Below are 22,195 nucleotides of genomic sequence, written 5' to 3'. Positions count from 1 at the left end.
TGGGCGGGGTGGAGGGCGGGGGCACCGCGTACGCTTGGGCATCATGAGTGCCCTGTCCACGACCCCACGTCCGCCGGCCGCCAACTCGGTGTGGCCCCGCCTGGAGCCGTTGCTGCCGCAGGTGACCAAACCCATCCAGTACGTGGGTGGCGAGCTGGGCGCGGTGGTCAAGGACTGGGACGCGGCGACCGTCCGCTGGGCGCTGATGTATCCGGACGCGTACGAGGTGGGCCTGCCCAACCAGGGTGTGCAGATCCTCTACGAGGTGCTCAACGAGCTGCCCGACGTGCTCGCCGAGCGCACCTACGCGGTCTGGCCGGACCTGGAGGGGCTGATGCGCGCCCACGGCGTGCCGCAGTTCACCGTCGACGCGCACCGCCCGGTGCGTGACTTCGACGTGTTCGGTGTCTCGTTCTCCACCGAGCTGGGCTACACCAACCTGCTCGCCGCGATCGACCTGGCCGGCATCCCGCTGCTCGCCGCCGACCGCACCGACGCCGACCCGGTGATCGTGGCCGGCGGGCACGCCGCGTTCAACCCGGAGCCGATCGCCGACTTCATCGACGCCGCGGTGCTCGGCGACGGCGAGGAGGCGGTGCTGGAGATCACCGCGATCGTCCGGGAGTGGAAGGCCGAGGGCGCGCCCGGCGGCCGGGACGAGCTGCTGCTGCGGCTGGCCCGCACCGAGAGCGTCTACGTGCCGCGTTTCTACGACGTCGACTACCTGCCCGACGGGCGGATCCAGCGGGTCGTGCCGAACCGCCCGGACGTGCCGTTCCGGGTGCACAAGCGCACGACGATGGACCTGGACGCCTGGCCGTACCCGAAGAAGCCCCTGGTCCCGCTCGCCGAGACGGTCCACGAGCGGTACGCGGTGGAGATCTTCCGGGGCTGCACCCGGGGTTGCCGGTTCTGCCAGGCCGGCATGATCACCCGCCCGGTGCGCGAGCGTTCGATCACCACGGTCGGCCAGATGGTGCAGCAGGGGCTGGAGTTCTCCGGTTTCCACGAGGTGGGCCTGCTGTCGCTGTCGTCGGCGGACCACTCCGAGATCGGCGACATGTGCTCCGGCCTGGCCGAGCAGTACGAGGGCACGAACGTCTCGCTCTCGCTGCCGTCGACCCGGGTGGACGCGTTCAACATCGACCTCGCGCAGGAGTTGTCCCGCAACGGGCGGCGGACCGGCCTGACCTTCGCCCCGGAGGGCGGGTCGGAGCGGATCCGCAAGGTCATCAACAAGATGGTGTCGAAGGACGACCTGATCCGCACCGTGGTCACCGCGTACACCAACGGCTGGCGGCAGGTGAAGCTCTACTTCATGTGCGGCCTGCCGACGGAGACCGACGAGGACGTGCTCGAGATCGCCGACATGGCGCACGAGGTGATCCGGGCCGGGCGCGCGGCGACCGGCTCGAAGGACATCCGCTGCACGGTCTCCATCGGTGGCTTCGTGCCGAAGCCGCACACCCCGTTCCAGTGGGCGTCGATGTCGACGCCGGAGGTCATCGACGGTCGGCTCAAGCTGCTCAAGCAGGCGATCAACAGCGACCGTTCGCTGGGTCGGGCGATCGGTTTCCGCTACCACGACGGCGAGCCGTCGCTGATCGAGGGCCTGCTGTCCCGGGGCGACCGCCGGGTCGGTGCGGTGATCCGCCGGGTCTGGGAGAACGGCGGCCGGTTCGACGGCTGGAGCGAGCACTTCTCCTACCGGCGCTGGGTGGACGCCGCGGCCGAGGTGCTGCCGGCGTTCGGCGTCGACCTCGACTGGTACACCACCCGCGAGCGTACGGAGCTGGAGGTCCTGCCCTGGGACCACCTCGACTCCGGCCTGGACAAGGACTGGCTCTGGCAGGACTGGCAGGACTCGCTGTCGGAGTACGAGCAGGACGACTGCCGCTGGACGCCCTGCTTCGACTGCGGCGTCTGCCCGTCCATGGACACCGAGATCCAGATCGGCCCGACCGGCCGGAAGCTGCTGCCGCTGACGCCGGTCGGTGGTCTGCGGCAGCCCGCCGCCGCGGGCTGAGCGCGCCACGTCTGCCGGAGCGCGGGCGCCCCTCGGGGCGTCCGCGCTCCGTCGCGTTTCGGGCGGGTCGCCCGCCCGCCGGGGCGGGGCTGCCCGCAGTGGTGGTTCCTCGATACGCTGCGTCCGTATTGGACCGGCCCCGGGCCGGTAGCGGGGAGGACAGCAGCATGGGCATCACGCCACCGGACACCGGCGACCTGCATGTCAGCGTCGAGGACCTGGACGCCGCGGCCGACTACGTCGAGCGCCTCAAGCAGTACGTCGACGACACCATCGGTTACGAGATGGAACGCATCAAGGAGCGGATGAAGGGCGACGGCAGCGCGCAGACGGTGCCGAACGGCACCCCGTTCGGCGGGTACGAGGACGCCCGGATGCAGTGGGCGGCGTTGACCAGGTCCACGGCCAACATGGAGGCCCACCTCAAGGCCATCTCCACCAAGCTGGCCGGTCTGAAGAAGGGCACCGAGGACATCGCGAAGGCGTTCCGCGACGCGGAGGCCCGCAACGCCGCCAACGGCAAGCAGATCGAGCGCCTGCTGGAGTCCGCGGCGCCGCCGCCGGAGGCCGGGCAGCAGCCCACGTACCCGTACACGGCCTGAGGGGGAGACGGTCATGGCTGGAGGCACCTGGGAGCGCGCCGTGCGCGAGGTGACGCTGTCGGCGGACCCGGAGACCGTCGGGTCGGTGGGAGCGGGTTGGAGCAACCTGTCCACGGCGCTCGGCTACCTGCGGGACTCGCTTGTCGGGCGTTCGTTCGTCGGCCCGATCGCGCCCGGCCAGGAACGTCCGCACAGCGGCGGCCTGCCCGGGCTGCTGGCCGGGTGGAAGGGCAGCGGCGGTGACGCCTACCGCGAGCACCTGAGCGGCATCGGCAAGGACATCGAGGAGCTGATCACGCACGCCAGCGGGGTCAGTGGCGCGTTGACGCGGATCGAGGGCGACATCCGCACGGCGGTCGCGAGCATCCCGATCCCGCTGATGGACGACTTCGGGTGGAACGAGTGGAGCCTGCCCGGCGGCACCGAGCTGGACGACGCCCGCGACGGCGAGAGCCAGTCCGGCTTCCTCGCCTCCCTGCGCCAGGACTACGGGGGCAATCCGGCGCTCTACGCCGACGGGGCGTTCCGCGACAAGGCCGACGACCTGGAAGCCACCATGAAGGTCGACGGCAACGCCGAGGACCACAAGCGCGGCGGCTGGTGGGACACCAAGTCGCATCTGGACAACTGGTACCGGGACAACCAGGAGGCGGCCAACAGGGCGATGTCGCCGTTGCCCACCGCGGTGCAGACCGAGCGCCCCAAGCTGACCGTTCCCGAGCCCCAGGGCGCGTACGACGACGGCTACCGCCCGGACACCCGGGTTCCGCCGTCCGGCGTACCCGACACCGGTCTGCCCGGTGGCGGTGGTGGTGGCGGTGGCGGTGGCAAGATGCCCTCGCTCGGCAGCACCGGGATCGGCGGTGGCGGCGGTGGTGGCGGCGGCTCGTTCACGCCCCCGCCGACCATCGGTGGCGCCGACGTCGGCGGCGGCTCCGGCGGCACCAGCTCGTACGTCCCGCCGGTCACCGGCGGCCTGCCCGGCTCCGGCGGCTACCCGGGCGCCGGTGACCACGACTACGGCACCGGCCTGGCCGGCGCGGGCGGCCCGGGCTCGATCACGGCCGGCGGTCCGGGCAGCGGCTTCGGTGGCGGTGGCGGGTTGAGCACGGTCGGCGGTGGCGGTGGCGGCTTCGGTGGCGCCGGCGCCGGTCTCGGCTCCGCCGGTGGCATCGGTGGCGGCGGCCTCGGCGCGGCCGGCGGGATGGGCGTGGGCGCGCTGCCCGGCATGGTGGGCGGCGGTAACGGCAAGGTCCCGCCGCTGACCAGCGCGGCCAACGCGTTGCGCGGTGCCACCGGCGCGGGCGCGGGCGGCCCGCGTGGCGGCCCGGCCGGCGCCGGGATGGTGGGCGGCGGGATGATGGGCGGCCACGGTGGCGCCGGGCACGGCGGCGGCGGGGGCGAGCACTCGTCGTGGTTGACTGAGGATGACGATCCGTGGGGTGCCGGTGGCGGTGGGTCCCCGGGCATCCTGCGATGAGGGCGGACCGATGAGGGTTGACATCGGCGCGCTCCGGCCGGTGGGGGCCGGCTTGCTGGCCGGTCTGATGCTGCTGGGGGCCGCCCAACCGGCGATCGCCGCGCCGCGCCGGTCCGAGCAGTGGTACCTGGACGAGTTGCGGATCGACCGGGCGCACCAGATCTCCACCGGTCGGGGTGTCGTGGTCGGCGTGGTGGACACCGGCGTCGACGCCGGTCACCCGGACCTGCGAGGCCGGCTTCTCGCCGGTGGCAGCACCTCCGGCGACGGCGACGGCCGGCGCGACCCGAAGGGTCACGGCACCCACATGGCCGGGATCATCGCGGCCAACGGCACCGGGGTGGTGGGCGTCGCCCCGGACGCCCGCATCCTGCCCATCCGCGTGCCGCCGGCCGAGGTGGGCGCCCCCGGGCCGTCCGCGACCGGGATCCGGATGGCGGTCGACGGTGGCGCCACGGTGCTCAACCTGTCCTACGGTCACGCCGGGCTCTCCGACGACGAGGAGCAGGCCGCGGTCCGGTACGCGCTGGAGCACGACGTGGTCGTCGTCTCCGCGGTGGGCAACGCCCGGCAGTCCGGCCCGGACGTCAGCGCGCCGGCCCGGTACCCCGGGGTGATCGCGGTGACCGGCACGGTCCGGGGTGGTGGCTTCTGGTCCGGCTCGGCCCACGGTCCGGAGGCGGTGATCGCCGCGCCGGGAGACGAGGTCTACAACATCGGCCCGGAGCAGGGTTACGGCTGGGGTGACGGCACCTCCGACTCCAGCGCCATCGTGGCCGGCGTCGCGGCGCTGATCCGGTCGAAGTACCCGAAGCTCTCCGCGCCCGACGTGATCAACCGGATCATCCGTACCGCCCGGGAGGCCGGCCCGCCCGGCCGCGACCCGCGGTTCGGGTTCGGCCGGATCGACCCGGTGGCGGCGCTCACCGCCGACGTGCCGTCGGTCTCGGCGAACCCGCTGCTCGGCCCGACCTCGCCCGCCGCGAGCCCGCCGCCGGCCGCCGCCGCCGAGGACGACGACTTCGACGTGACCAGGTACGGCGACCGGGGCGGCCCGACCGACCAGCAGGTCATGGTGGTCGGCATCGGGATCGCCGTGGCGCTCGTGGTGCTGGTGGCGCTCGTGGTGTTCCTGATCTGGAACCGCCGTCGGCACCGGCGTGAGGTGGCCCGGGCCGGGCAGATCCCGGACGACGTGCTCGACCGGATGAACGCCCCCTGACGGCCCGCGGTGCGGGCCGGTGCCGGGCCGCCGGCGTGCCCGCGGCCCCGGTCGCGGGGTGCGGCGGCGGCTGCGCCAGGATGGGGCGGACACGCAGGCACAGCCGAGGAGTTCACGATCGCCAGAAAGCCTCAACCCGAGGGCGGGCAGGCGCCCGTCGTCCAGCGGGTCCGCATCCGGTACGCCAAGCGTGGACCGCTGCGCTTCACCTCGCACCGGGACTTCGCCCGGGCCTTCGAGCGCGCGCTGCGCCGGGCCGGCGTGCCGATCGCCTTCTCCCAGGGCTTCACCCCGCACCCCAAGATCTCGTACGCCTCGGCGGCGCCGACCGGTGTCGCGAGCGAGGCCGAGTACCTGGAGATCGGCCTGCGTGAGCCGGTCGACCCGGAGCGTCTCCGCGCCGCGCTGGACGCCGCGCTCTCGCCCGGGCTGGACGTGCTCGACGCGGTCCAGGCCACCGGCGGCAGTCTGGCCGACCGGATCGAGGCGTCCCGCTGGCGCATCGAGCTGCCCGAGATCGACCCGGACGTGCTCCGTGCGGCGGTGGCCGCCTTCACCGCCGCCGAGGAGATCCAGGTCGAGCGGATGACCAAGCAGGGCCGGCGCGTCTTCGACGCCCGCAGCGCGGTGATAGCCATCGATGCGCTGCCCTCGGGTGAGACGCCTTCCGGAGCGCCGGCCGTACCGTGTGCGATACTCGAACTGGTCGTGCGGCAGGTCACCCCGTCCGTACGACCCGATGACGTCCTTTCCGGCCTCCGCGTGGTGGCCGACCTGGAGCCGCCGGTCACTCCGAAGGTGATCCGGCTGGCGCAGGGCACGCTGACCGCGCAGGGCGAGATCGTCGATCCGTTGGACGCGGATCGCGACGGGGCAGCCATCGGAGAGCACTGACCGTCGGTCAGCGCTCTGGCAGGCAGACTTCGGCGGTCGCGCTTCCGCGCGCCCGGCGGAAACACCTTTGCGGCGACCCTGCGTGGCAGCGCTCACCCGCGCCCGGGGCAGCCAGAACTGGAGAACGTCCATGCTCGAGAACGAGCCCGAGGGCGGCGAGCGGACCGGCGCGGAGCCGGCCGTCACCGACAACACCAGCGGCGCCGGTGGCGCTGCCGACAGCGCCGCCGCCGAGGCGAAGCCACCGGCCCGCAAGCGGGCCAGTCGCCGTAAGGCGGCGCCGCTCAACCAGCCGGAGCAGACCGACGCGCCGGTCGAGGCGTCCGCCGCGGCCAGCGGCAGCGGCGAGTCACCGCAGGCCGAGGTGTTCGCGCCGGTGGCCGGTGAGTTGGAGGCCGCCCCGAAGACCACCCGACGGCGCCGCAAGGCGACCCCGGCGAAGGCGGTCGAGGAGCCGGTGGCCGCCGCCGGGGTGGAGGCCACCTCGGACGAGGTGGTGCCGCCGGTCAAGGTGACCCGGACGCGCCGCCGCAAGGCCACCCCGCCCGCCGCTGAGCCGGCCTTGGTCGCCGAGTCGCCGACCGAGGCCCCCGCCGAGGCCGCCGAGCCGGCGGTGGCGCCGCCCGCAGCGGCCGAACCGCAGGTCGATGCCGTGATCGACGGGCCGGTCTCGGTCCCCGGTGGGGCGGGCGAGATCGCCGAGGGCCGTGCGCCGCTCGACGCCGACGAGGACGCGGACGGCGCGGGCGCCGTGGCCGAGCCGACCCCGGCCGAGAGCGCCGTCGCCGAGCAGCCCGCTCCGGCCGAGCCCACCCCGGCCGAGGGCGCCGTGCGGCGTACCCGCCGGGGGCGTGGCGCGGCCGGGACCACGCCGCGCCGCACCGACGAGACCGAGCTGGCGCGGGCCGGCGGGCCGGCCGACGACACCGGCGCGGTGTCGACGGGCGCCGCGGTGCCGGGCGCCGCGGAGGAGCCGGCCGAGGAACGCCCGACCACCGGCCGCCGGCGGCGGGCCGCGCTCTCCGCGCCGACCGTCCTGTTCATGCCTCCGCAGCCCGAGGAGGCCCCCGCCGTCCAGGTCAGCTACCCGGCCGCCGAGGAGCCCGTGGCGGAGCCGGTCGAGACCGGCCGGCGTCGACGCCGTGGCCGGCGGGAGGCCGAGCCGGTGGAGGCCGAGGTCGAGGCCGAGCCCGCCGCGGAGGAGCCGGCCGCCGCCGAGGCCGAGGAGGCCGTCGAGGCCGAGGACGACGACGACACGGCCGAGGGCCGGCGCCGGCGTCGTCGCGGCCGTCGCGGCCGTGGGCGCGGCAAGGGCGGCGCCGACGAGGCCGAGGATGAGGAGTCCGGCACGGCGGAGACCGCCGAAGCCGGGGCCGAGGAGACCGACGAGGACGCCGAGGGCGAGGGGATGACCCGTCGTCGTCGCCGTCGTCGCCGCCGGGGCGCGGGGGAGGCGGACAGCGCCACCGAGGACGGTGTGCCCACCGTCGTCAAGATCCGGGAGCCGCGCAAGGCGGTCGACGAGGTGCAGGGCGTCTCCGGGTCGACCCGGCTGGAGGCCAAGCGGCAGCGCCGCCGGGACGGTCGCGAGCAGCGGCGGACCCGGCCGCCGATCCTGAGCGAGTCGGAGTTCCTGGCCCGCCGCGAGGCGGTCGACCGGACGATGGTGGTCCGCCAGCGTGGCGACCGCACCCAGATCGCGGTGCTCGAGGACGGCGTGCTCGTCGAGCACTACGTGACCCGCAACTCCTCCGGCACCATGGCCGGCAACGTCTACCTGGGCAAGGTGCAGAACGTCCTGCCCAGCATGGAGGCGGCCTTCGTCGACATCGGGCGCGGGCGCAACGCCGTGCTCTACGCCGGCGAGGTCAACTGGGACTCCACCGGGCTGGAGGGCCGGGCCCGTTCGATCGAGCAGGCGCTGCGGTCCGGCGACCCGGTGCTGGTGCAGGTCACCAAGGACCCGATCGGGCACAAGGGCGCGCGGCTGACCAGCCACGTCGCGCTCTCCGGCCGGCACCTGGTCTACGTGCCCAACGGCAACGCCTCCGGGATCAGCCGCAAGCTGCCCGACACCGAGCGCAAACGGCTGCGGGACATCCTCAAGAAGCTGGTGCCGGACGGCGCGGGCGTGATCGTCCGGACCGCGGCCGAGGGCGCCAGCGAGGACGAGCTGGCCCGGGACGTCAAGCGGCTCCAGGCGCAGTGGGAGGAGATCCAGGCCAAGGCGGCCTCAGGTGGCGCGCCGGTGCTGCTCTACGAGGAGCCGGACCTGGTCATCCGGGTGGTCCGGGACCTCTTCAACGAGGACTTCCGCGAGCTGGTCATCGAGGGCGAGTCGGCGTACGACGTGGTCGAGTCGTACCTGTCGCACGTCTCGCCGGACCTGGTGGCGCGGCTGCGCCGGCACGCCGGCGTCGCCGACGTGTTCGCCGAGTACCGGATCGACGAGCAGATCCTCAAGGGGCTGGACCGCAAGGTCTTCCTCCCCTCCGGCGGCTCGCTGGTGATCGACCGGACCGAGGCGATGACAGTCGTCGACGTGAACACCGGCAAGTACACCGGCTCCGGCGGCAACCTGGAGGAGACGGTCACCCGCAACAACCTGGAGGCGGCCGAGGAGATCGTCCGTCAGCTCCGGCTGCGCGACCTCGGCGGCATCGTGGTGATCGACTTCATCGACATGGTGCTGGAGTCGAACCGGGAGCTGGTGCTGCGCCGGCTCACCGAGTGCCTCGGCCGGGACCGCACCAAGCACCAGGTCACCGAGATCACCTCGCTCGGCCTGGTGCAGATGACCCGCAAGCGGATCGGCGCGGGCCTGCTGGAGGCGTTCAGCGAGACCTGCGAGTGCTGCAAGGGCCGGGGTGTGATCATCCACCCGGAGCCGGTGCCGGAGAAGCCGCGTGCCGGCGGCGCGGGGGAGAAGGTCAAGGCGGTCGCCTCGGCGGTCGCGCCGGTCGAGGAGAAGGGCCGACGCCGGGGCCGCAAGGCCGCCGCGGAGAAGCCCGCCGTGGAGGCCGCGCCGGAGCCACCGGCCGTCGCCGAGCCGGAGCGGACCGTCGCCGAGGTGGTCGAGTCCCCGGACGACTACTACGACACCCAGGGCTACGACCTGTCCCGGTTCGAGACCGACACACCGGCCGCGCCGGCGGTGGCGGACAGCCAGGAGGGCGACTCGGCCCGGCTGGCCGCCGCCGACGACCCGGACGCGATCGACGGCGAGAGCGACGACGAGGGCACCCCGCGGCGGCGGTCCCGGCGTGGCGGCGCCCGGCGGCGTACCCGGCCGTGAGCCGCTGACCTGCGTGGCGTTTGACAGGGCCCCGGCTCCGGCAACAGAGTGCCGGGCAGGGGCCCTGCCGTTCCCGTCGACCCCCGGTCGGGTCGGCGCGCCCCGGAGGGAGGAGACATGCGTCGGGTGCTCGCGGTCAGCGTGCTGACCGGACTGCTGCTGGCCGGTGCGGGCTGCGCCGACCGGAACGACGACCCGTTCGCGGTGGGCTTCGCCTCGCCGGCCCCGGCCGCCACGTCGCCCGCGCCGGCTCCGACCGCCACCGGGGACGCGGGCGTCTGCGCCCGGGCGAAGCAGGCCGGCTCCGCCGCCGTGCAGACGTACGTGTTCAAGCTGGCGGAGATGGTGCGGGCCGGCGGCACCGGGGACACGAGCACCGCGAAGGCCGCCGAACGGGACGCGGAGGCCGCGCTGGCGGGCTGGCGGGACGTGCTGCGGGAGCAGGCCGGGAAGGCCAGCGACCCGCCGCTGCGGACGCTCCTGGCGGACCTGGCCACCGAGGTGGGCGGGCTCGGCACCGACGTGCGGTCGATCGACGAGACGGAGTTCGATCGGCTCCAGCAACGACTTGACGAGCTCTGCCCGGCCTGACCGGCGGCCCGGTTTGGGGGGCGGGCCGGGTATGGCGTACTCTTGCCTGCGGCGCACTTTGGTGTGCCTAGTTCCCGCGCGCCCGCGCCGCCGGTGTCACGGCTCCCGGCGAGACGCCGTGGGAACGACCGGCCGGTGACGGTCGGAAAGACGCCAGCAGCCTCAACGACAGGGAGTGCGCCTCCGATGTACGCGATCGTCAAGACCGGCGGCAAGCAGTACAAGGTCGCCGAGGGCGACGTGATCGAGGTCGAGAAGCTCGCCGGTGCTCCCGGCGACGCGGTGAAGCTCACCGCGGTGCTCCTCGTCGACGGTGACGACCTGGTGACCGACGCGGCGAAGCTCGCCGAGGTCGCGGTGTCCGGCGAGATCGCCGCGCACACCAAGGGCCCGAAGATCCGGATCCACAAGTTCAAGAACAAGACCGGCTACCACAAGCGTCTGGGTCACCGGCAGCCGCTGACCCAGATCAAGGTGACCGGCATCTCCAACAGCGGGAAGTAGGTCGTCGGACAATGGCTCACAAAAAGGGTGCGTCCAGCTCGCGTAACGGTCGCGACTCCGCGGCCCAGCGGCTCGGCGTGAAGCGCTTCGGTGGTCAGGTCGTCAGCGCGGGTGAGATCCTCATCCGTCAGCGTGGCACCAAGTTCCACCCCGGTGACCTGGTCGGCCGTGGCGGCGACGACACGCTGTTCGCGCTGTCCGCCGGCTCGGTCCAGTTCGGCACCAAGCGCGGTCGCAAGACCGTCAGCATCGTTCCGCAGCAGTAGTTCGAAGGCGAAGCGGGCCGCGGACCTCGGGTCCCGGCCCGCTTCGCCTTTCCCCGCGCGGGGCGGAACCCCGCTGGAAGGATTGGCGTCGTGACGACGTTCGTTGACCGGGTCGTCCTGCACATGCAGGCCGGCGACGGCGGGCACGGCTGTGTCTCGATCCACCGGGAGAAGTTCAAGCCCTTCGGTGGCCCGGACGGTGGCAACGGGGGCCACGGCGGCAGCGTGTCGCTGGTGGTCGACCCGCAGGTCACCACGCTGCTCGACTTCCACTTCCGGCCGCACCTGAAGGCCGACAACGGCAAGGGCGGCGCCGGCTCGAACCGGGACGGCGCCAACGGCCGCGACCTGGTGATCAAGGTGCCGAACGGCACCGTGGTGCAGAGCCTCGACGGCGAGGTGCTGGCCGACCTGGTGGGCGTCGGCACCACCTTCGAGGCGGCCCGCGGCGGTCGGGGCGGGCGGGGCAACGCCTCGCTGGCGAACGCCCGCCGCAAGGCCCCGGGCTTCGCGGAGCTGGGTGAGCCCGGCGACAAGCTCGACGTGGTGCTGGAGCTCAAGAGCGTCGCCGACGTCGGCCTGGTCGGCTTCCCGTCCGCCGGGAAGTCCTCGCTGATCTCGGTGATCTCCGCGGCCAAGCCGAAGATCGCCGACTACCCGTTCACCACGTTGGTGCCCAACCTGGGCGTGGTCCGGGTGGACAACCACACCTTCACCGTCGCCGACGTGCCCGGCCTGATCCCGGGCGCGGCCACCGGCAAGGGCCTGGGCCTGGAGTTCCTCCGCCACGTCGAGCGGTGCGCCGTGCTGGTGCACGTGGTCGACACCGCGACGCTGGAGCCCGGCCGGGACCCGCTCGCCGACATCGACGCCATCGAGTCGGAGCTGACCCAGTACGGCGGGCTCGCCGACCGGCCCCGGCTGGTCGCGCTCAACAAGATCGACGTGCCGGACGGGAAGGACCTCGCCGACATCGTCCGCCCCGACCTGGAGGCCCGTGGCTTCCGCGTCTTCGACGTCTCCAGCGCCACCCGGGAGGGCCTGCGCGAGCTGACGTACGCGATGGCCCAGCTGGTCGACGAGGGCCGCCGCGCCGCCCCGCCGGCCGAGCCGACCCGGGTCGTGATCCGCCCGAAGGCGGTCGACGACGCCGGCTTCACCGTCGAGGCCGAGCCGGACGGCTCCTACACGGTGCGCGGCGGCCGACCGGAGCGCTGGGTGAAGCAGACCAACTTCGACAACGACGAGGCCGTCGGCTTCCTGGCCGACCGGCTGGCCCGCCTCGGCGTCGAGGAGAAGCTGGCGAAGGCCGGCGCGCAGGCCGGCGACCTGGTGCGGATCGGCGAGCGGGAGTTCGACTGGCAGCCGACGCTCTACGCCGGCGTCGACTTCGTCCCCGGCAACCGGGGCACCGACGTGCGGCTGGAGGACAAGTCGACGCGTCCCTCGGCCGCCGACCGGCTGGAGGCCCGCAAGGCCCGCCGGCGGCGCCCGGAGGACGAGATCGAGGGAACCCCGGAGACCGCGGCGGACGACCCGGACGACCTGGACGACGAATAGTTCGGCTCCGTCCGTGTTCGGGACGTTGGCCGGAAACCTCCGCGAAATCCGGTCGACCTACCGTGACCGGATGCTGATCGAATCCCGGCCCGGCACCGATCCGGAGATCGCCACGCTCGTCGTCGCCCAGCAACGTGAGCTGCGGGAGGCCGACGGCGGTCTGGACGGTCAGGTCACCGTCACGCACGCCGACATCCACTATCTGGCGGCCGTGGTCGGCGGCCGGGCGGTCGGCTGCGGTGGGCTCCAGACGCTCGACCCCGACACCGGCGAGCTGAAGCGGATGTACGTCCGGCCGGCGTACCGGGGTCGGGGCATCGCCCGGCAGTTGCTGCTCGCGCTGGAGGAGTTGGCCTTCCGGCAGGGGCACCGGACGGTGTGCCTGGAGACCGGCGTGTACCTCCCGGCCGCGATCGCGCTCTACCGCTCCGCCGGCTACCAACCCGTCCCGGTGTACGGCGAGTACGTCGACAACCCGCACAGCGTCTGCTTCGCCAAGCGGCTGCCGGTGGCGGCCTGAGGGTTCGCGTCGGGCGCTCGTCCGCGCTCAGGGCCGGTCGATCGGGGTGTCCGGCCGACTTCCGGTGCCCACCTCGTTGTTCAGCAGCAGACCCGTGGCCAGCATGCCGAAGCCGAGGAACAGGTGCAGCCAGTTGTCGGCGTCGTTGAGCGGCACGAAGTTCGCCGCGCTCTCCCGGTCGACGGCGAAGCCGTACAGCCACAGCACCAGGTAGAGCGCGCCGCCGCCGGCCAGGAACACCCGCGCGCCGGCCAGCCGTCGGGCCGCCACCAGGCCGACCAGCCCGAAGAGCAGGTGCACCAGGTTGTGCAGCACCGACACCTGGAACAGCCCGAACAGTTTCGCCCCGGAGTGGTGCCCGGCGAACGCCATCCGGCCGTAGTGCGCGGTGATGCCGGGGACGAAGCCGAGCACGCCGATCAGCACGAACACGACGGCCACCGCCAGGGCGACCTTCTGCACGGCCGGTCGGGCCGACGTGCGACCGCGTACGTGGCGTGCCATCGCGGTCACCTCCCGTGGAGCGTCTCGCCGTCCGTGCGGCCGGCATTCCATTGTGTGACCGACGCCTGTCGCTTCCGCAGAGAAATCACGAATCAGGCATGGACCCGGAGACCAGGGGTAGGGCACTTGTCACGCGGAAAGCAATACGCGTGCCCCCCGAACACATACCGCTGCACCACTTGAGCGGAAGGGAAACCATGACTCAGGATCTTTCACCCACGTCCGCCACGTACGAGTCCACCACGTACGAGTCGACGAACGGCGGCGGCGTGCGCGATCAGGCCCGCCAGGTCGGCTCGGACGCCGCAAGCGCCGGCGGAGCGGTCGCCCAGACCGCCAAGGAGCAGGGCCACGAGGTGGTGGGCGAGGCCAAGCGGCAGGCCCGCGACCTGTACGGCGAGGCCCGTACCCAGGTCACCTCCCAGGCCGGTCAGCAGCAGCAGCGTGCCGCCAGCGGCCTGCGCTCGCTGGCCGACGAGATGCGGTCCATGGCGCAGCAGGGTGGCGGCTCCGGCCCGGTCACCGAGCTGGCCCACCAGGCGGCCGAGCGGGTGCACGGCGTGGCCGGCTGGCTGGAGCAGCGTGAGCCGGGCGACCTGCTCAACGAGGTGAAGGGTTACGCCCGTCGCAACCCCGGCACGTTCCTGGTCGGCGCCGCCCTGCTGGGCGTGGTCGCCGGTCGACTCACCCGGAACATCGCCGCCGTGGGCAACGACAGCGGCGCGACCCGGCCGGCCTACGACCCGGACCGGACCGCTCCCATCCCGACCGCGCGTGCGGTGCCGGACCAGGTGCCGTCGGGCGGCTACCTCGACCCGACCCCGGGCACCTACGCCGAGCCGGACCCGGGCTACTCGGCGCCGGGCGTGACCTACCCCGGCGGCGGCGCCCCGAACACCTGGGCCGACCCGGCCGGTGGCACCGGCCAGCCGCTGCCGCCGCCGGAGCGGACCGACCCGTTGCCGGGTGTCCCGTCGACCGGCGCTCCCCGCCCGTGAACCGCCGGACCGGCAGAAGGGAGGCGGCGGCATGACCGTGCCGACGCAGGACCCGGGCTACCAGGCGGCGGGCGCGCCGCAGCATCAGGCCGACGAGGTGCGCGGCAACTCGCTCGGCGAGCTGATGCGCCAGGTCACCGGTGACCTCTCCACGCTGATGCGGCAGGAGGTGGAGCTGGCCAAGGCCGAGATCCGCCAGGAGGGCAAGAAGGCGGGCAAGGCCGCCGGTCTCTTCGGCGGCGCCGGCTTCGGCGGCTACATGGTGGCGCTCTTCGTCTCCATCGCGGTGTGGCAGTTCCTCGACAACGTCATGGACTCCGGGCTGGCCGCGCTGATCGTGGCCGTGATCTGGGCCGCGGTCGCCGCCGTCCTCTACTCGATGGGGAAGAAGAACGCCGAGCGGGTCCGTGGCCTGAAGCAGACCAACGACAGCGTGCAGCGCATCCCCGACGCGCTCAAGCCGCACCCGGAGGGAGTCACCCGATGAGCACCGATCCCGACCAGATCCGCCGGGAGATCGAAGCCACCCGCAACAACCTCAGCTCGGACGTGGACGCCCTGGCGTACAAGGTGAGCCCGGGCCGCATCGTCGACGACCGCAAGCAGCGCGTCCGCAGCGCGCTGACGAACGTGAAGGACAAGGTGATGGGAAGCGCTTCCGATCTCGGCCACAGCACCGGCCACGCGGCCCACTCGGTGGGTGACCACGCCTCCTCGGCGGCCTCCACCGTGGGCGACCGGACACACTCCGCCGCATCCACGGTCAGCGACGCCGCGCACCGGGCGCCGCGGGTGGTGCGGCAGAAGTCCGAGGGCAACCCGATCGCCGCCGGCGTGATCGCCTTCGGCGTCGGCATGCTGGTCTCCTCGCTGATCCCGGCCACCCGTCGCGAGCAGGAACTCGCCGCGCAGGTCAAGGAGAAGGCGACCGAGCACGGCGGCGTGGTGAAGGAGAAGCTCGGCGAGGTCGCCGGGGAGCTCCGGGACGAGCTGCGCGAGCCGGCCCAGCAGGCCGCCGAGTCGGTGCGGTCCACCGCGCAGGACGCCGCGCACGCCGTACGGGACGACGGCCGCAGCGCCGCGCACGACGTCCGGCACAGCGCCGAGCAGGCGCGTTCCTGACCGTTGCGCTCGCGCGTGAGGAGGGGCCCCTTTTTATCGCCCAGGGCGATAAAAAGGGGCCCCTCCTCACCTCTCGGCGTGCACCCAGAGGGTCAACTCGTCGGGGCGGCGTCGGGGCATCCGCCGCCGCAGCGTCCGGGTGGGGTGCGCGGCCACCCGCAGCCGGTGGCCCGCGTAGGGCACCCCGCCGCGCAGCCGCCGGCCCACCGCCAGCCACGCGCACACCCCGCGCTCCAGCAGCCACACCGGGGCGGCGAGCGTGGTGTGCGCGGGGAAGACCCGGGCCCCGCCGGCCCGCCGCCGGCCCAGCTCCGCCACCGCGACCGTGACCAGCCCGGCCCGCAGCAGCAGCCCCGGGCGGCGGGCGGCGAGCGCGACCGCCGCAGCCGGCAGCACCGCCAGCGCGGCCAGCAGCCACCCGGGCCGGGCCGTCTCGTCGTACGCCTGGCGGACCCGCTGCCCGAGGAAGTGCGCGGTGGTGGGCGGGAGCCGCCGCACGTACAGCCACGCCGGGGCGGCCGTGCTGCCGCCGTACGCGCGGACGGTCCGGTGCAGCTCCAGGTTCTCGAAGAGCACGTCCGGGTCGTAGCCGCCCATGGCCAGGAAGGTGCTCCGGCGCACCGCGAGCGTGCCCGGCCAGTCTCCGCCGAGCGCCCGGTTCAGCAGCGTCCGGCCGGTGTCCCACCAGGTGTGCCAGGGCAGCGGGTCGAAGTGGTTCTGCGGCCGGACCAGGTCCACCCGGTCGAGCAGCTCGTGCACGGCGCGCAGCGCCGGCAGGTCGTACCGGACGTCGTCGTCGGCGATCACCACGTGCTCGTGGCGGGCCAGCGCGACGCCGGTGAGCACCCCGAGCACCTTGCCGTTGCGTCCCCGCAGCGCCGGGTCCGGCGGCACGTGCCGGACCAGGTCCCGCCAGGCGGTCGCGTGCCTGGCGAACGGGTCCGGCGGCGAGCTGTCGACCACCACCACGTCGACCCACCGGCGCAGGTCGCGCAGGTAGCCGGTCAGCTCGTCGAGGTCACGGTCGTCGGCGGCGCGCAGCGGCAGGACGTACGCCATCGGGAGCCGGACCGGCGCGGACGCCGCGGCGGTCCGGCCGGGGTTCCTTAGCTGGGGGACTGTCGCTCGGGTCACGTCGCCTCCGGTCGGCTCGGGTCACGCGACTTGCCCGGAATGCGGTAGCTGAAACCGTTTCGGCGGTCCGGCGCCGCTACTCGCGCGCGGCCGGTCGGCTCAGGCGGTCCGCCGCACCCCGTCGACGACCAGGCCACTGGGCGGCAACGTCGGCATCATGCCGAGGTCGAGCGCGAGGTCCTGCGGCGGCACCCGGTAGCTCATCGCGCCGGTCAGGTTGGCCACCGCCCGCTTCATCAACTCGATCGTGATCCACTCGCCGGCGCACCGGTGGCCCGCCTGGTGGTCGCCGCCGCCCTGCGGGACGAAGCCGAACGGGTCGTCCCGCCAGCCGGCGAAGCGTTCCGGGCGGAACCGCTCCGGCTCCGGCCAGAGCCGCGGGTGGTGGTTCGTGCCGTACAGGTCGAGCAGCACCCGGCGGCCCTGCGGGAACGCGTACCCCTGCCACTCGAACGAGCGGCGCACCCGGGCCGCGGTGACGGCGAAGAACGGGTAGTGGCGGCGTACCTCCTGCACGAACTGTTCGGTCGCGGCGTCGTCGCCGCGTACCCGGTCGTGCCAGTGCGGGTGGTCGTGCAGCGCCAGCGCGGCGAAGACCACGTAACGGTCCACCGCGACCGTGGGGCGGAGCACGTTGAGCAGCTCCACCGCGGCGATCCGGCGGGGCAGCGGCCGGCCCCACTCGTCCCGGTGCCCGGCGACGACCCGCAGCGCGCTGCCCTCGGGCGCGGGCACCGCGCCGGCGCGTACCTCCTCGATCAGCTCGCCGGCCCACCGTTCGGCCCGGCGGCGGGCGACCAGGCCGCGCCAGTGCGTCGGGCCCAGCGCGGCCGGTCCCTCGATCATGGCGTGCATCTCGGCGGTCCGGCGGCGCACGTCGGTCCCGGCCAACGGCACGCCGGCCCAGGCCCAGACCGCCCGGGTCAGCATCCGGCCCACCTCGTCGTAGAGCACGACCGGGCCGTGCTCCGCCCAGGCCGATATCCGCGCCTGCCACTCGTCGTCGAAGAGGTCCCCGAGCCGTCGGACGGCGGCCGGTGTCATGATCGACGTGAACATCGCCTTGCGGACGCGGTGCGCCGGCCCGTCGAGGCCCTGCACGCCGCCGACCCCGGTCAGCGTGCGCTGCCCGCGCTTCGGCATGGCGCCACGCCGGACGAACCGTTCCTCGTCGTAGAACAGCTCGGCGGCCTCCCGGCCGCGTAGGCAGATCGTCGGCTCCAGCAGCAGCCGGGCCTGCACGATGTCGGTGCCGAACCGGTCGCAGCGGGTGCCGACGAAGCGGTAGCCCTCCCGGCGGAACGCCAGCGTGCTGTCCGGGCTCCGGTCGCTCGGCATGGTGCTCATCTCGGCTGCTCCTGACCCGGGTCGACGCGCGGTGCGACGTGTGCGCTGCCTACCCGGGGCGACGCGGCCGAATCCTCCATTTCACCAGCTCCACCCGGCCGGGGGAGGGGCCAGCCGGGACGGGCGCTGGCCCCTCCCCGGGCGCGGAAAAGCTGGTTTCCTCGGTGTGCGGATCGGCGGTGACCGGTCCGGCGCTCCGCCGGCGCGACTCCGGCGAGGGCCACCGACGACGGGGAGGGCACGGATGCGTGACGATCGGGCGACACGACGGCGGCACCGCGACGCGGTGGCCGGGCTGCGCGGCGGCGGTCGCGGGGAGCCGCTGATCGCCGCGCCCCGCCGGGCCGCGGTCCGGCCACCGCGGTTCTTCACCGTGCACCTCGGCTTCGCGGCTACCGACGCCACCGTCGCGCGGGAGCTGGCGGTGTCGTACGCGGAAGCGCTCGGCCTGCTCCGTCCGGAGCTGGCACTCGGCGCGGCGGCGTTGTCCCCGGCCGACGCCTGGCACCGCGCCGAGCGGCTGTTCTGCGGCGCGGTCGGCCCCGACGGCGAGCGGTGCGCCGACGTGGCCGACCATCCCGGTTTCCACCACGCGCCCGGGCCGGGCGGGCTCGGCTGGGGCGACGGTGACTGACCTCCGGCGCTCAGTCCAGGTCGAACTCGCCGTCCTGGGCGCCCGCCACGAACGCGTCCCACTCGGCCTGGGTGAAGACCAGGACGGGTCCGTCCGGCTCGGCCGAGTTGCGCATGCCGATCAGGTCGTCGACGAAGGCCACCTCGACCGCGCCCTCGGACGTGTCGCCCTCCGCCCGCTGCCAGACCGCCCGAGAAAGGTCGAAATCGCCCTTGGGGTGCTGACCCATCGTTGTTCCTCCATCGCCACGCGTCACGGGAAGGTCCGAGCGGACCTCATCGGGCAGGATAAGCGGATGCCGAGCCTGACCCGTGCAGAGGCGACCGCGCGTGGCGCGTCGGTCACGGTCGAGTCCTACCACGTGGACCTCGACCTGACCGGCGACGCCGAGCGGTTCCGCTCCACCACCACCATCCGGTTCCGGGCCACCCCCGGCGCCGAGACCTTCGTCGACGTCAAGCCCGTCCGACTCCTGCGGGCCCGCCTCAACGACCGTGACCTCGACCCGGCCCTGCTGGCGGGCGGTCGGTTGCCGGTCACCGGGCTGGCCGCGACGAACACGCTCACCGTCGAGGCCGAGATGGCCTACTCCAACACCGGCGAGGGGCTGCACCGCTTCGTCGACCCGGCCGACGGCGAGACCTACCTCTACGCGATGTCCTTCCTGGACGACGGTCCGCGCATCTTCGCCGCGTTCGACCAGCCCGATCTGAAGGCCCCGGTGATGCTTGCGGTCACCGCCCCGCCGCAGTGGACGGTGGCGGCCAACGGCCCGCTCACCGACCGGCCGGCGCCGGGGCGCTGGGAGTTCGCCGCCACCGCGCCGCTCGCGACCTACTTCGTCTCGCTCGTCGCCGGGCCCTGGCACGTGCGGCGCGCCGAGCACGACGGCATCCCGCTCGGCCTCTACTGCCGGCGTTCGCTCGCCGCGCACCTCGACGCCGACGCCGACGAGATCTTCACGATCACCGGGCAGTGCCTCGACCGTTTCCACGAGCTCTTCGCCGAGCGCTACCCGTTCGGCAAGTACGACCAGGCGTTCGTGCCCGAGTTCAACGCCGGCGCGATGGAGAACCCCGGCCTGGTGACGTTGCGCGACGACTTCGTCTTCCGCTCCGCGGTCACCGACACCCAGCGCGAGCAGCGCGCCACCACCATCGCGCACGAGATGGCGCACATGTGGTTCGGTGACCTGGTCACCATGCGCTGGTGGGACGACCTGTGGTTGAACGAGTCGTTCGCGGAATACCTGGGCACCCGGGTCACCGCCGAGGCGACCCGCTTCGACCGCGCGTGGACGACGTTCGCCAGCCGTCGCAAGGGCTGGGGCTACACCGCCGACCAGCGCCCGTCCACCCACCCGGTGGCGCCCGACGAGGTCGCCGACGCCGCGCAGGCCCTGCTCAACTTCGACGGCATCTCGTACGCCAAGGGCGCCAGCGTGCTCCGCCAGCTCGTCGCGTGGCTCGGCGACGACGCCTTCCTCGCCGGGCTGAACGCCCACTTCGCCGCGCACCGGTTCGGCAACGCCACGCTCGCCGACCTGCTGGCGAGCCTCGGCGCGGCCAGCGGTCGTGACCTCGCCGACTGGGCCGAGCGCTGGTTGCGCCGCGCGCAGGTGAACACGTTGCGGATGGAGACCGCGGTGGGCGCCGACGGCCGGTGGACCGACGTCGCCGTGGTGCAGACCGCGCCGGCGAGTCACCCGGTGCTCCGGCCGCACCGCATCGGCGTGGCCCACCACACCCCCGATGGGCTGGCGCGTCGGTTCGAGGTCGCCCTCGACCCGGACGCCGACGGCGGCCGTACGCAGGTGCCCGAGTTGGTCGGTCAGCCCGCCACCGGCCTGCTGCTGCCGAACGCCGGCGACCTCACGTTCGCCAAGATCCGGCTCGATCCGCGCTCCGCCGACGCGGTGCCGACGCTGCTCCCCGGGCTCGACGACCCGCTGGCCCGGGCGCTGCTCTGGGGCGAGGCGCTGGACGCGGTCACCGACGGGGAACGGCCCGCCGCCGCGCTGGCCGGGCTGATCGCCGCGGCGCTACCGGCCGAGACCGAGGTGACGATCGTCGAGGACGTGCTGCTGCTCAGTCGGCGTCTCATCGACCGCTACCTCGACCCGCTCGCCCGCGACGCCGCGCTGCTGCGGGTGGCGGGCGCCTGCGAGGCGTTGCTCGCCGACCGGGCCGCCGGTGGGTCGTTGCAGCTCGCTGCCGCGCGGGGGCTGATCGCCGCCTCCACCGACACCGGGCTGCTGGCCGGTTGGCTGGCCGGCAAGGACGTGCCGCCGGGGCTCGCCGTCGACACCGACCTGCGCTGGGCGGTGCTCCGCCGGCTCGTGGTGCTCGGCGCGGCCGGCACGGCGGAGATCGACGCCGAGGCCGCCGCCGACCGCAGCGCCACCGGCGCCGAGCGGGCCGCCGCCTGCCGGGCCGCGCTGCCCGACCCGGACGCGAAACGGGCCGCCTGGGAGATCATCACCCGCAACACCGAGCTGTCGAACCGGCTGGTCGAGGCGACCGCCGAGGGCTTCTGGCAGCCCGAGCAGGCGGAGCTGACCGCCGGTTACGTCGCGCGTTACTTCACTGACATGCCGGAGGCGGCGCGGCTGCGTACCGCCTGGGTGGCCGACTCGGTCACGGTCGGGGCATACCCGCGGTTCGCCGTGGCACAACCCACCCGGGAGTTGGCCGCGGCGCTGCTGGCCCGCGACGACCTCACGCCCGGCCTGCGCCGCTGGGTCACCGACCTGGACGACGACATGCGTCGGGCGCTCGTGGCCCGGACGGCGGTGGCCGCCGCGGCGGCCTGATCGGGAGTCTGCCGGGCGGGTCAGGCGTCCGCCCGGCAGACTCCCCGGTGCCTCCGGCCGGCGTGGGCGCGGCCTAGGATCTACGGAGTGGAGGACGACATTCGGCGGATCGGCATCATGGGCGGCACGTTCGACCCGATCCACCACGGCCACCTGGTGGCGGCGAGCGAGGTGGCCGACCGGTTCGGCTTGGACGAGGTGGTCTTCGTGCCGACCGGGCAGCCGTGGCAGAAGGCGGACGAACCGGTCAGTCCGCCCGAGGACCGCTACCTGATGACCGTGATCGCCACCGCCTCCAACCCCCGCTTCCAGGTGAGCCGCGTCGACATCGACCGCGGCGGTCCCACCTACACCGTCGACACGCTGCGCGATCTGCACGCGGAATTCGGCGCGAAGGCGCAGCTCTTCTTCATCACCGGCGCGGACGCGCTGGAGCGGATCCTCTCCTGGAAGGATCTGGGCGAGGCGCTCGAGTTGGCCCACTTCATCGGGGTGACCCGGCCCGGGTTCGAGTTGTCCGACAAGCACCTCCCGGCGGACTCGGTCAGCCTGGTGCAGGTGCCCGCGATGGCCATCTCCTCCACCGACTGCCGCGCCCGCGTCGGTCGGGGCGAGCCGGTGTGGTACCTGGTGCCCGACGGTGTGGTGCAGTACATCGCCAAACGGCGGCTCTACCAGCGCTGA

General features: G+C 73.8%; 21 protein-coding genes. 17 read left to right on the top strand and 4 right to left on the bottom strand.

Annotated features, from left to right (window positions below):
- Window positions 1–43: 43 nt before the first annotated feature.
- From O7613_RS18925 to O7613_RS18875, 11 genes are all read left to right on the top strand, one after another.
- Window positions 44–2,026, top strand: coding sequence for a TIGR03960 family B12-binding radical SAM protein (locus O7613_RS18925; protein ID WP_281587089.1), 1,983 nt, complete (start codon window positions 44–46; stop codon window positions 2,024–2,026).
- A gap of 167 nt (window positions 2,027–2,193) precedes the next feature.
- Window positions 2,194–2,628, top strand: a complete 435-nt coding sequence (locus O7613_RS18920; protein WP_281587090.1) for a hypothetical protein — start codon at window positions 2,194–2,196, stop codon at window positions 2,626–2,628.
- A gap of 13 nt (window positions 2,629–2,641) precedes the next feature.
- Complete coding sequence (locus O7613_RS18915) at window positions 2,642–4,108, top strand: hypothetical protein (protein WP_282289474.1); 1,467 nt, start codon at window positions 2,642–2,644, stop codon at window positions 4,106–4,108.
- Window positions 4,109–4,118: 10 nt separating this feature from the next.
- Window positions 4,119–5,330 (top strand): type VII secretion-associated serine protease mycosin, encoded by a 1,212-nt coding sequence (gene mycP, locus O7613_RS18910; RefSeq protein ID WP_281587092.1) that lies wholly within the window; start codon window positions 4,119–4,121, stop codon window positions 5,328–5,330.
- A 174-nt stretch (window positions 5,331–5,504) separates the two neighbouring features.
- On the top strand, window positions 5,505–6,224 hold the full coding sequence (locus O7613_RS18905; protein ID WP_282294574.1) for a TIGR03936 family radical SAM-associated protein: 720 nt from the start codon (window positions 5,505–5,507) through the stop codon (window positions 6,222–6,224).
- Between the two features lie 130 nt (window positions 6,225–6,354).
- Window positions 6,355–9,519 (top strand): Rne/Rng family ribonuclease, encoded by a 3,165-nt coding sequence (locus O7613_RS18900; RefSeq protein ID WP_282289473.1) that lies wholly within the window; start codon window positions 6,355–6,357, stop codon window positions 9,517–9,519.
- A gap of 117 nt (window positions 9,520–9,636) precedes the next feature.
- A complete protein-coding gene (locus tag O7613_RS18895) occupies window positions 9,637–10,110 on the top strand; it encodes a hypothetical protein (RefSeq protein ID WP_282289472.1) in 474 nt (157 codons plus the stop codon).
- A gap of 186 nt (window positions 10,111–10,296) precedes the next feature.
- Entirely contained in the window at window positions 10,297–10,614 is a 318-nt protein-coding gene (gene rplU, locus O7613_RS18890; RefSeq protein WP_282289471.1) for a 50S ribosomal protein L21, read from the top strand.
- An 11-nt stretch (window positions 10,615–10,625) separates the two neighbouring features.
- Window positions 10,626–10,880, top strand: coding sequence for a 50S ribosomal protein L27 (gene rpmA, locus O7613_RS18885; protein WP_091072397.1), 255 nt, complete (start codon window positions 10,626–10,628; stop codon window positions 10,878–10,880).
- 90 nt (window positions 10,881–10,970) lie between these two features.
- On the top strand, window positions 10,971–12,440 hold the full coding sequence (obgE, locus tag O7613_RS18880) for a GTPase ObgE (RefSeq protein ID WP_282289470.1): 1,470 nt from the start codon (window positions 10,971–10,973) through the stop codon (window positions 12,438–12,440).
- A gap of 70 nt (window positions 12,441–12,510) precedes the next feature.
- On the top strand, window positions 12,511–12,960 hold the full coding sequence (locus O7613_RS18875; protein WP_282289469.1) for a GNAT family N-acetyltransferase: 450 nt from the start codon (window positions 12,511–12,513) through the stop codon (window positions 12,958–12,960).
- Between the two features lie 27 nt (window positions 12,961–12,987).
- Here the strand turns inward: O7613_RS18875 and O7613_RS18870 are convergent, their stop codons facing one another.
- Window positions 12,988–13,464 carry a DUF4383 domain-containing protein gene (locus O7613_RS18870; protein ID WP_281587098.1) on the bottom strand — a complete coding sequence of 159 codons (477 nt, stop codon included), beginning with the start codon at window positions 13,462–13,464 and terminating at the stop codon, window positions 12,988–12,990.
- Window positions 13,465–13,661: 197 nt separating this feature from the next.
- Here O7613_RS18870 and O7613_RS18865 point away from each other — a divergent pair, with 197 nt between their 5' ends.
- Genes O7613_RS18865 through O7613_RS18855 form a run of 3 tightly spaced genes read left to right on the top strand, consistent with a single transcriptional unit; the run spans window position 13,662 to window position 15,584 of the window.
- On the top strand, window positions 13,662–14,462 hold the full coding sequence (locus O7613_RS18865; RefSeq protein ID WP_281587099.1) for a hypothetical protein: 801 nt from the start codon (window positions 13,662–13,664) through the stop codon (window positions 14,460–14,462).
- Between the two features lie 31 nt (window positions 14,463–14,493).
- Window positions 14,494–14,949: a phage holin family protein gene (locus tag O7613_RS18860; RefSeq protein ID WP_281587100.1), complete on the top strand. Its 456-nt coding sequence runs from the start codon at window positions 14,494–14,496 to the stop codon at window positions 14,947–14,949.
- Window positions 14,946–15,584, top strand: coding sequence for a DUF3618 domain-containing protein (locus O7613_RS18855; protein ID WP_282289468.1), 639 nt, complete (start codon window positions 14,946–14,948; stop codon window positions 15,582–15,584). Before O7613_RS18860 ends, O7613_RS18855 begins: the two co-directional genes overlap by 4 nt.
- A 66-nt stretch (window positions 15,585–15,650) precedes the next feature.
- Here the strand turns inward: O7613_RS18855 and O7613_RS18850 are convergent, their stop codons facing one another.
- Both O7613_RS18850 and O7613_RS18845 read right to left on the bottom strand, forming a co-directional pair.
- Entirely contained in the window at window positions 15,651–16,718 is a 1,068-nt protein-coding gene (locus O7613_RS18850) for a glycosyltransferase family 2 protein (protein WP_282289467.1), read from the bottom strand.
- A 99-nt stretch (window positions 16,719–16,817) separates the two neighbouring features.
- Window positions 16,818–18,065, bottom strand: a complete 1,248-nt coding sequence (locus tag O7613_RS18845) for a cytochrome P450 (protein ID WP_282289466.1) — start codon at window positions 18,063–18,065, stop codon at window positions 16,818–16,820.
- A gap of 244 nt (window positions 18,066–18,309) precedes the next feature.
- On the opposite strand from O7613_RS18845, the gene O7613_RS18840 reads away from it, so the two are divergent.
- Window positions 18,310–18,699 (top strand): hypothetical protein, encoded by a 390-nt coding sequence (locus O7613_RS18840; protein WP_282289465.1) that lies wholly within the window; start codon window positions 18,310–18,312, stop codon window positions 18,697–18,699.
- A 10-nt stretch (window positions 18,700–18,709) separates the two neighbouring features.
- Here O7613_RS18840 and O7613_RS18835 read toward each other — a convergent pair whose 3' ends face one another.
- A complete protein-coding gene (locus O7613_RS18835) occupies window positions 18,710–18,928 on the bottom strand; it encodes a DUF397 domain-containing protein (protein ID WP_013287999.1) in 219 nt (72 codons plus the stop codon).
- Window positions 18,929–18,994: 66 nt separating this feature from the next.
- On the opposite strand from O7613_RS18835, the gene pepN reads away from it, so the two are divergent.
- Both pepN and nadD read left to right on the top strand, forming a co-directional pair.
- A complete protein-coding gene (gene pepN / locus O7613_RS18830) occupies window positions 18,995–21,511 on the top strand; it encodes an aminopeptidase N (protein ID WP_282289464.1) in 2,517 nt (838 codons plus the stop codon).
- Window positions 21,512–21,598: 87 nt separating this feature from the next.
- Window positions 21,599–22,195, top strand: a complete 597-nt coding sequence (gene nadD / locus O7613_RS18825) for a nicotinate-nucleotide adenylyltransferase (RefSeq protein WP_281587106.1) — start codon at window positions 21,599–21,601, stop codon at window positions 22,193–22,195.

This window comes from Micromonospora sp. WMMD975, assembly GCF_029581215.1.
In the GTDB taxonomy this organism is placed as follows: Bacteria; Actinomycetota; Actinomycetes; order Mycobacteriales; family Micromonosporaceae; genus Micromonospora.
The sequence above is the reverse complement of the archived record's forward strand: the minus strand, read 5'-3'. Positions and strand labels throughout refer to the sequence as shown.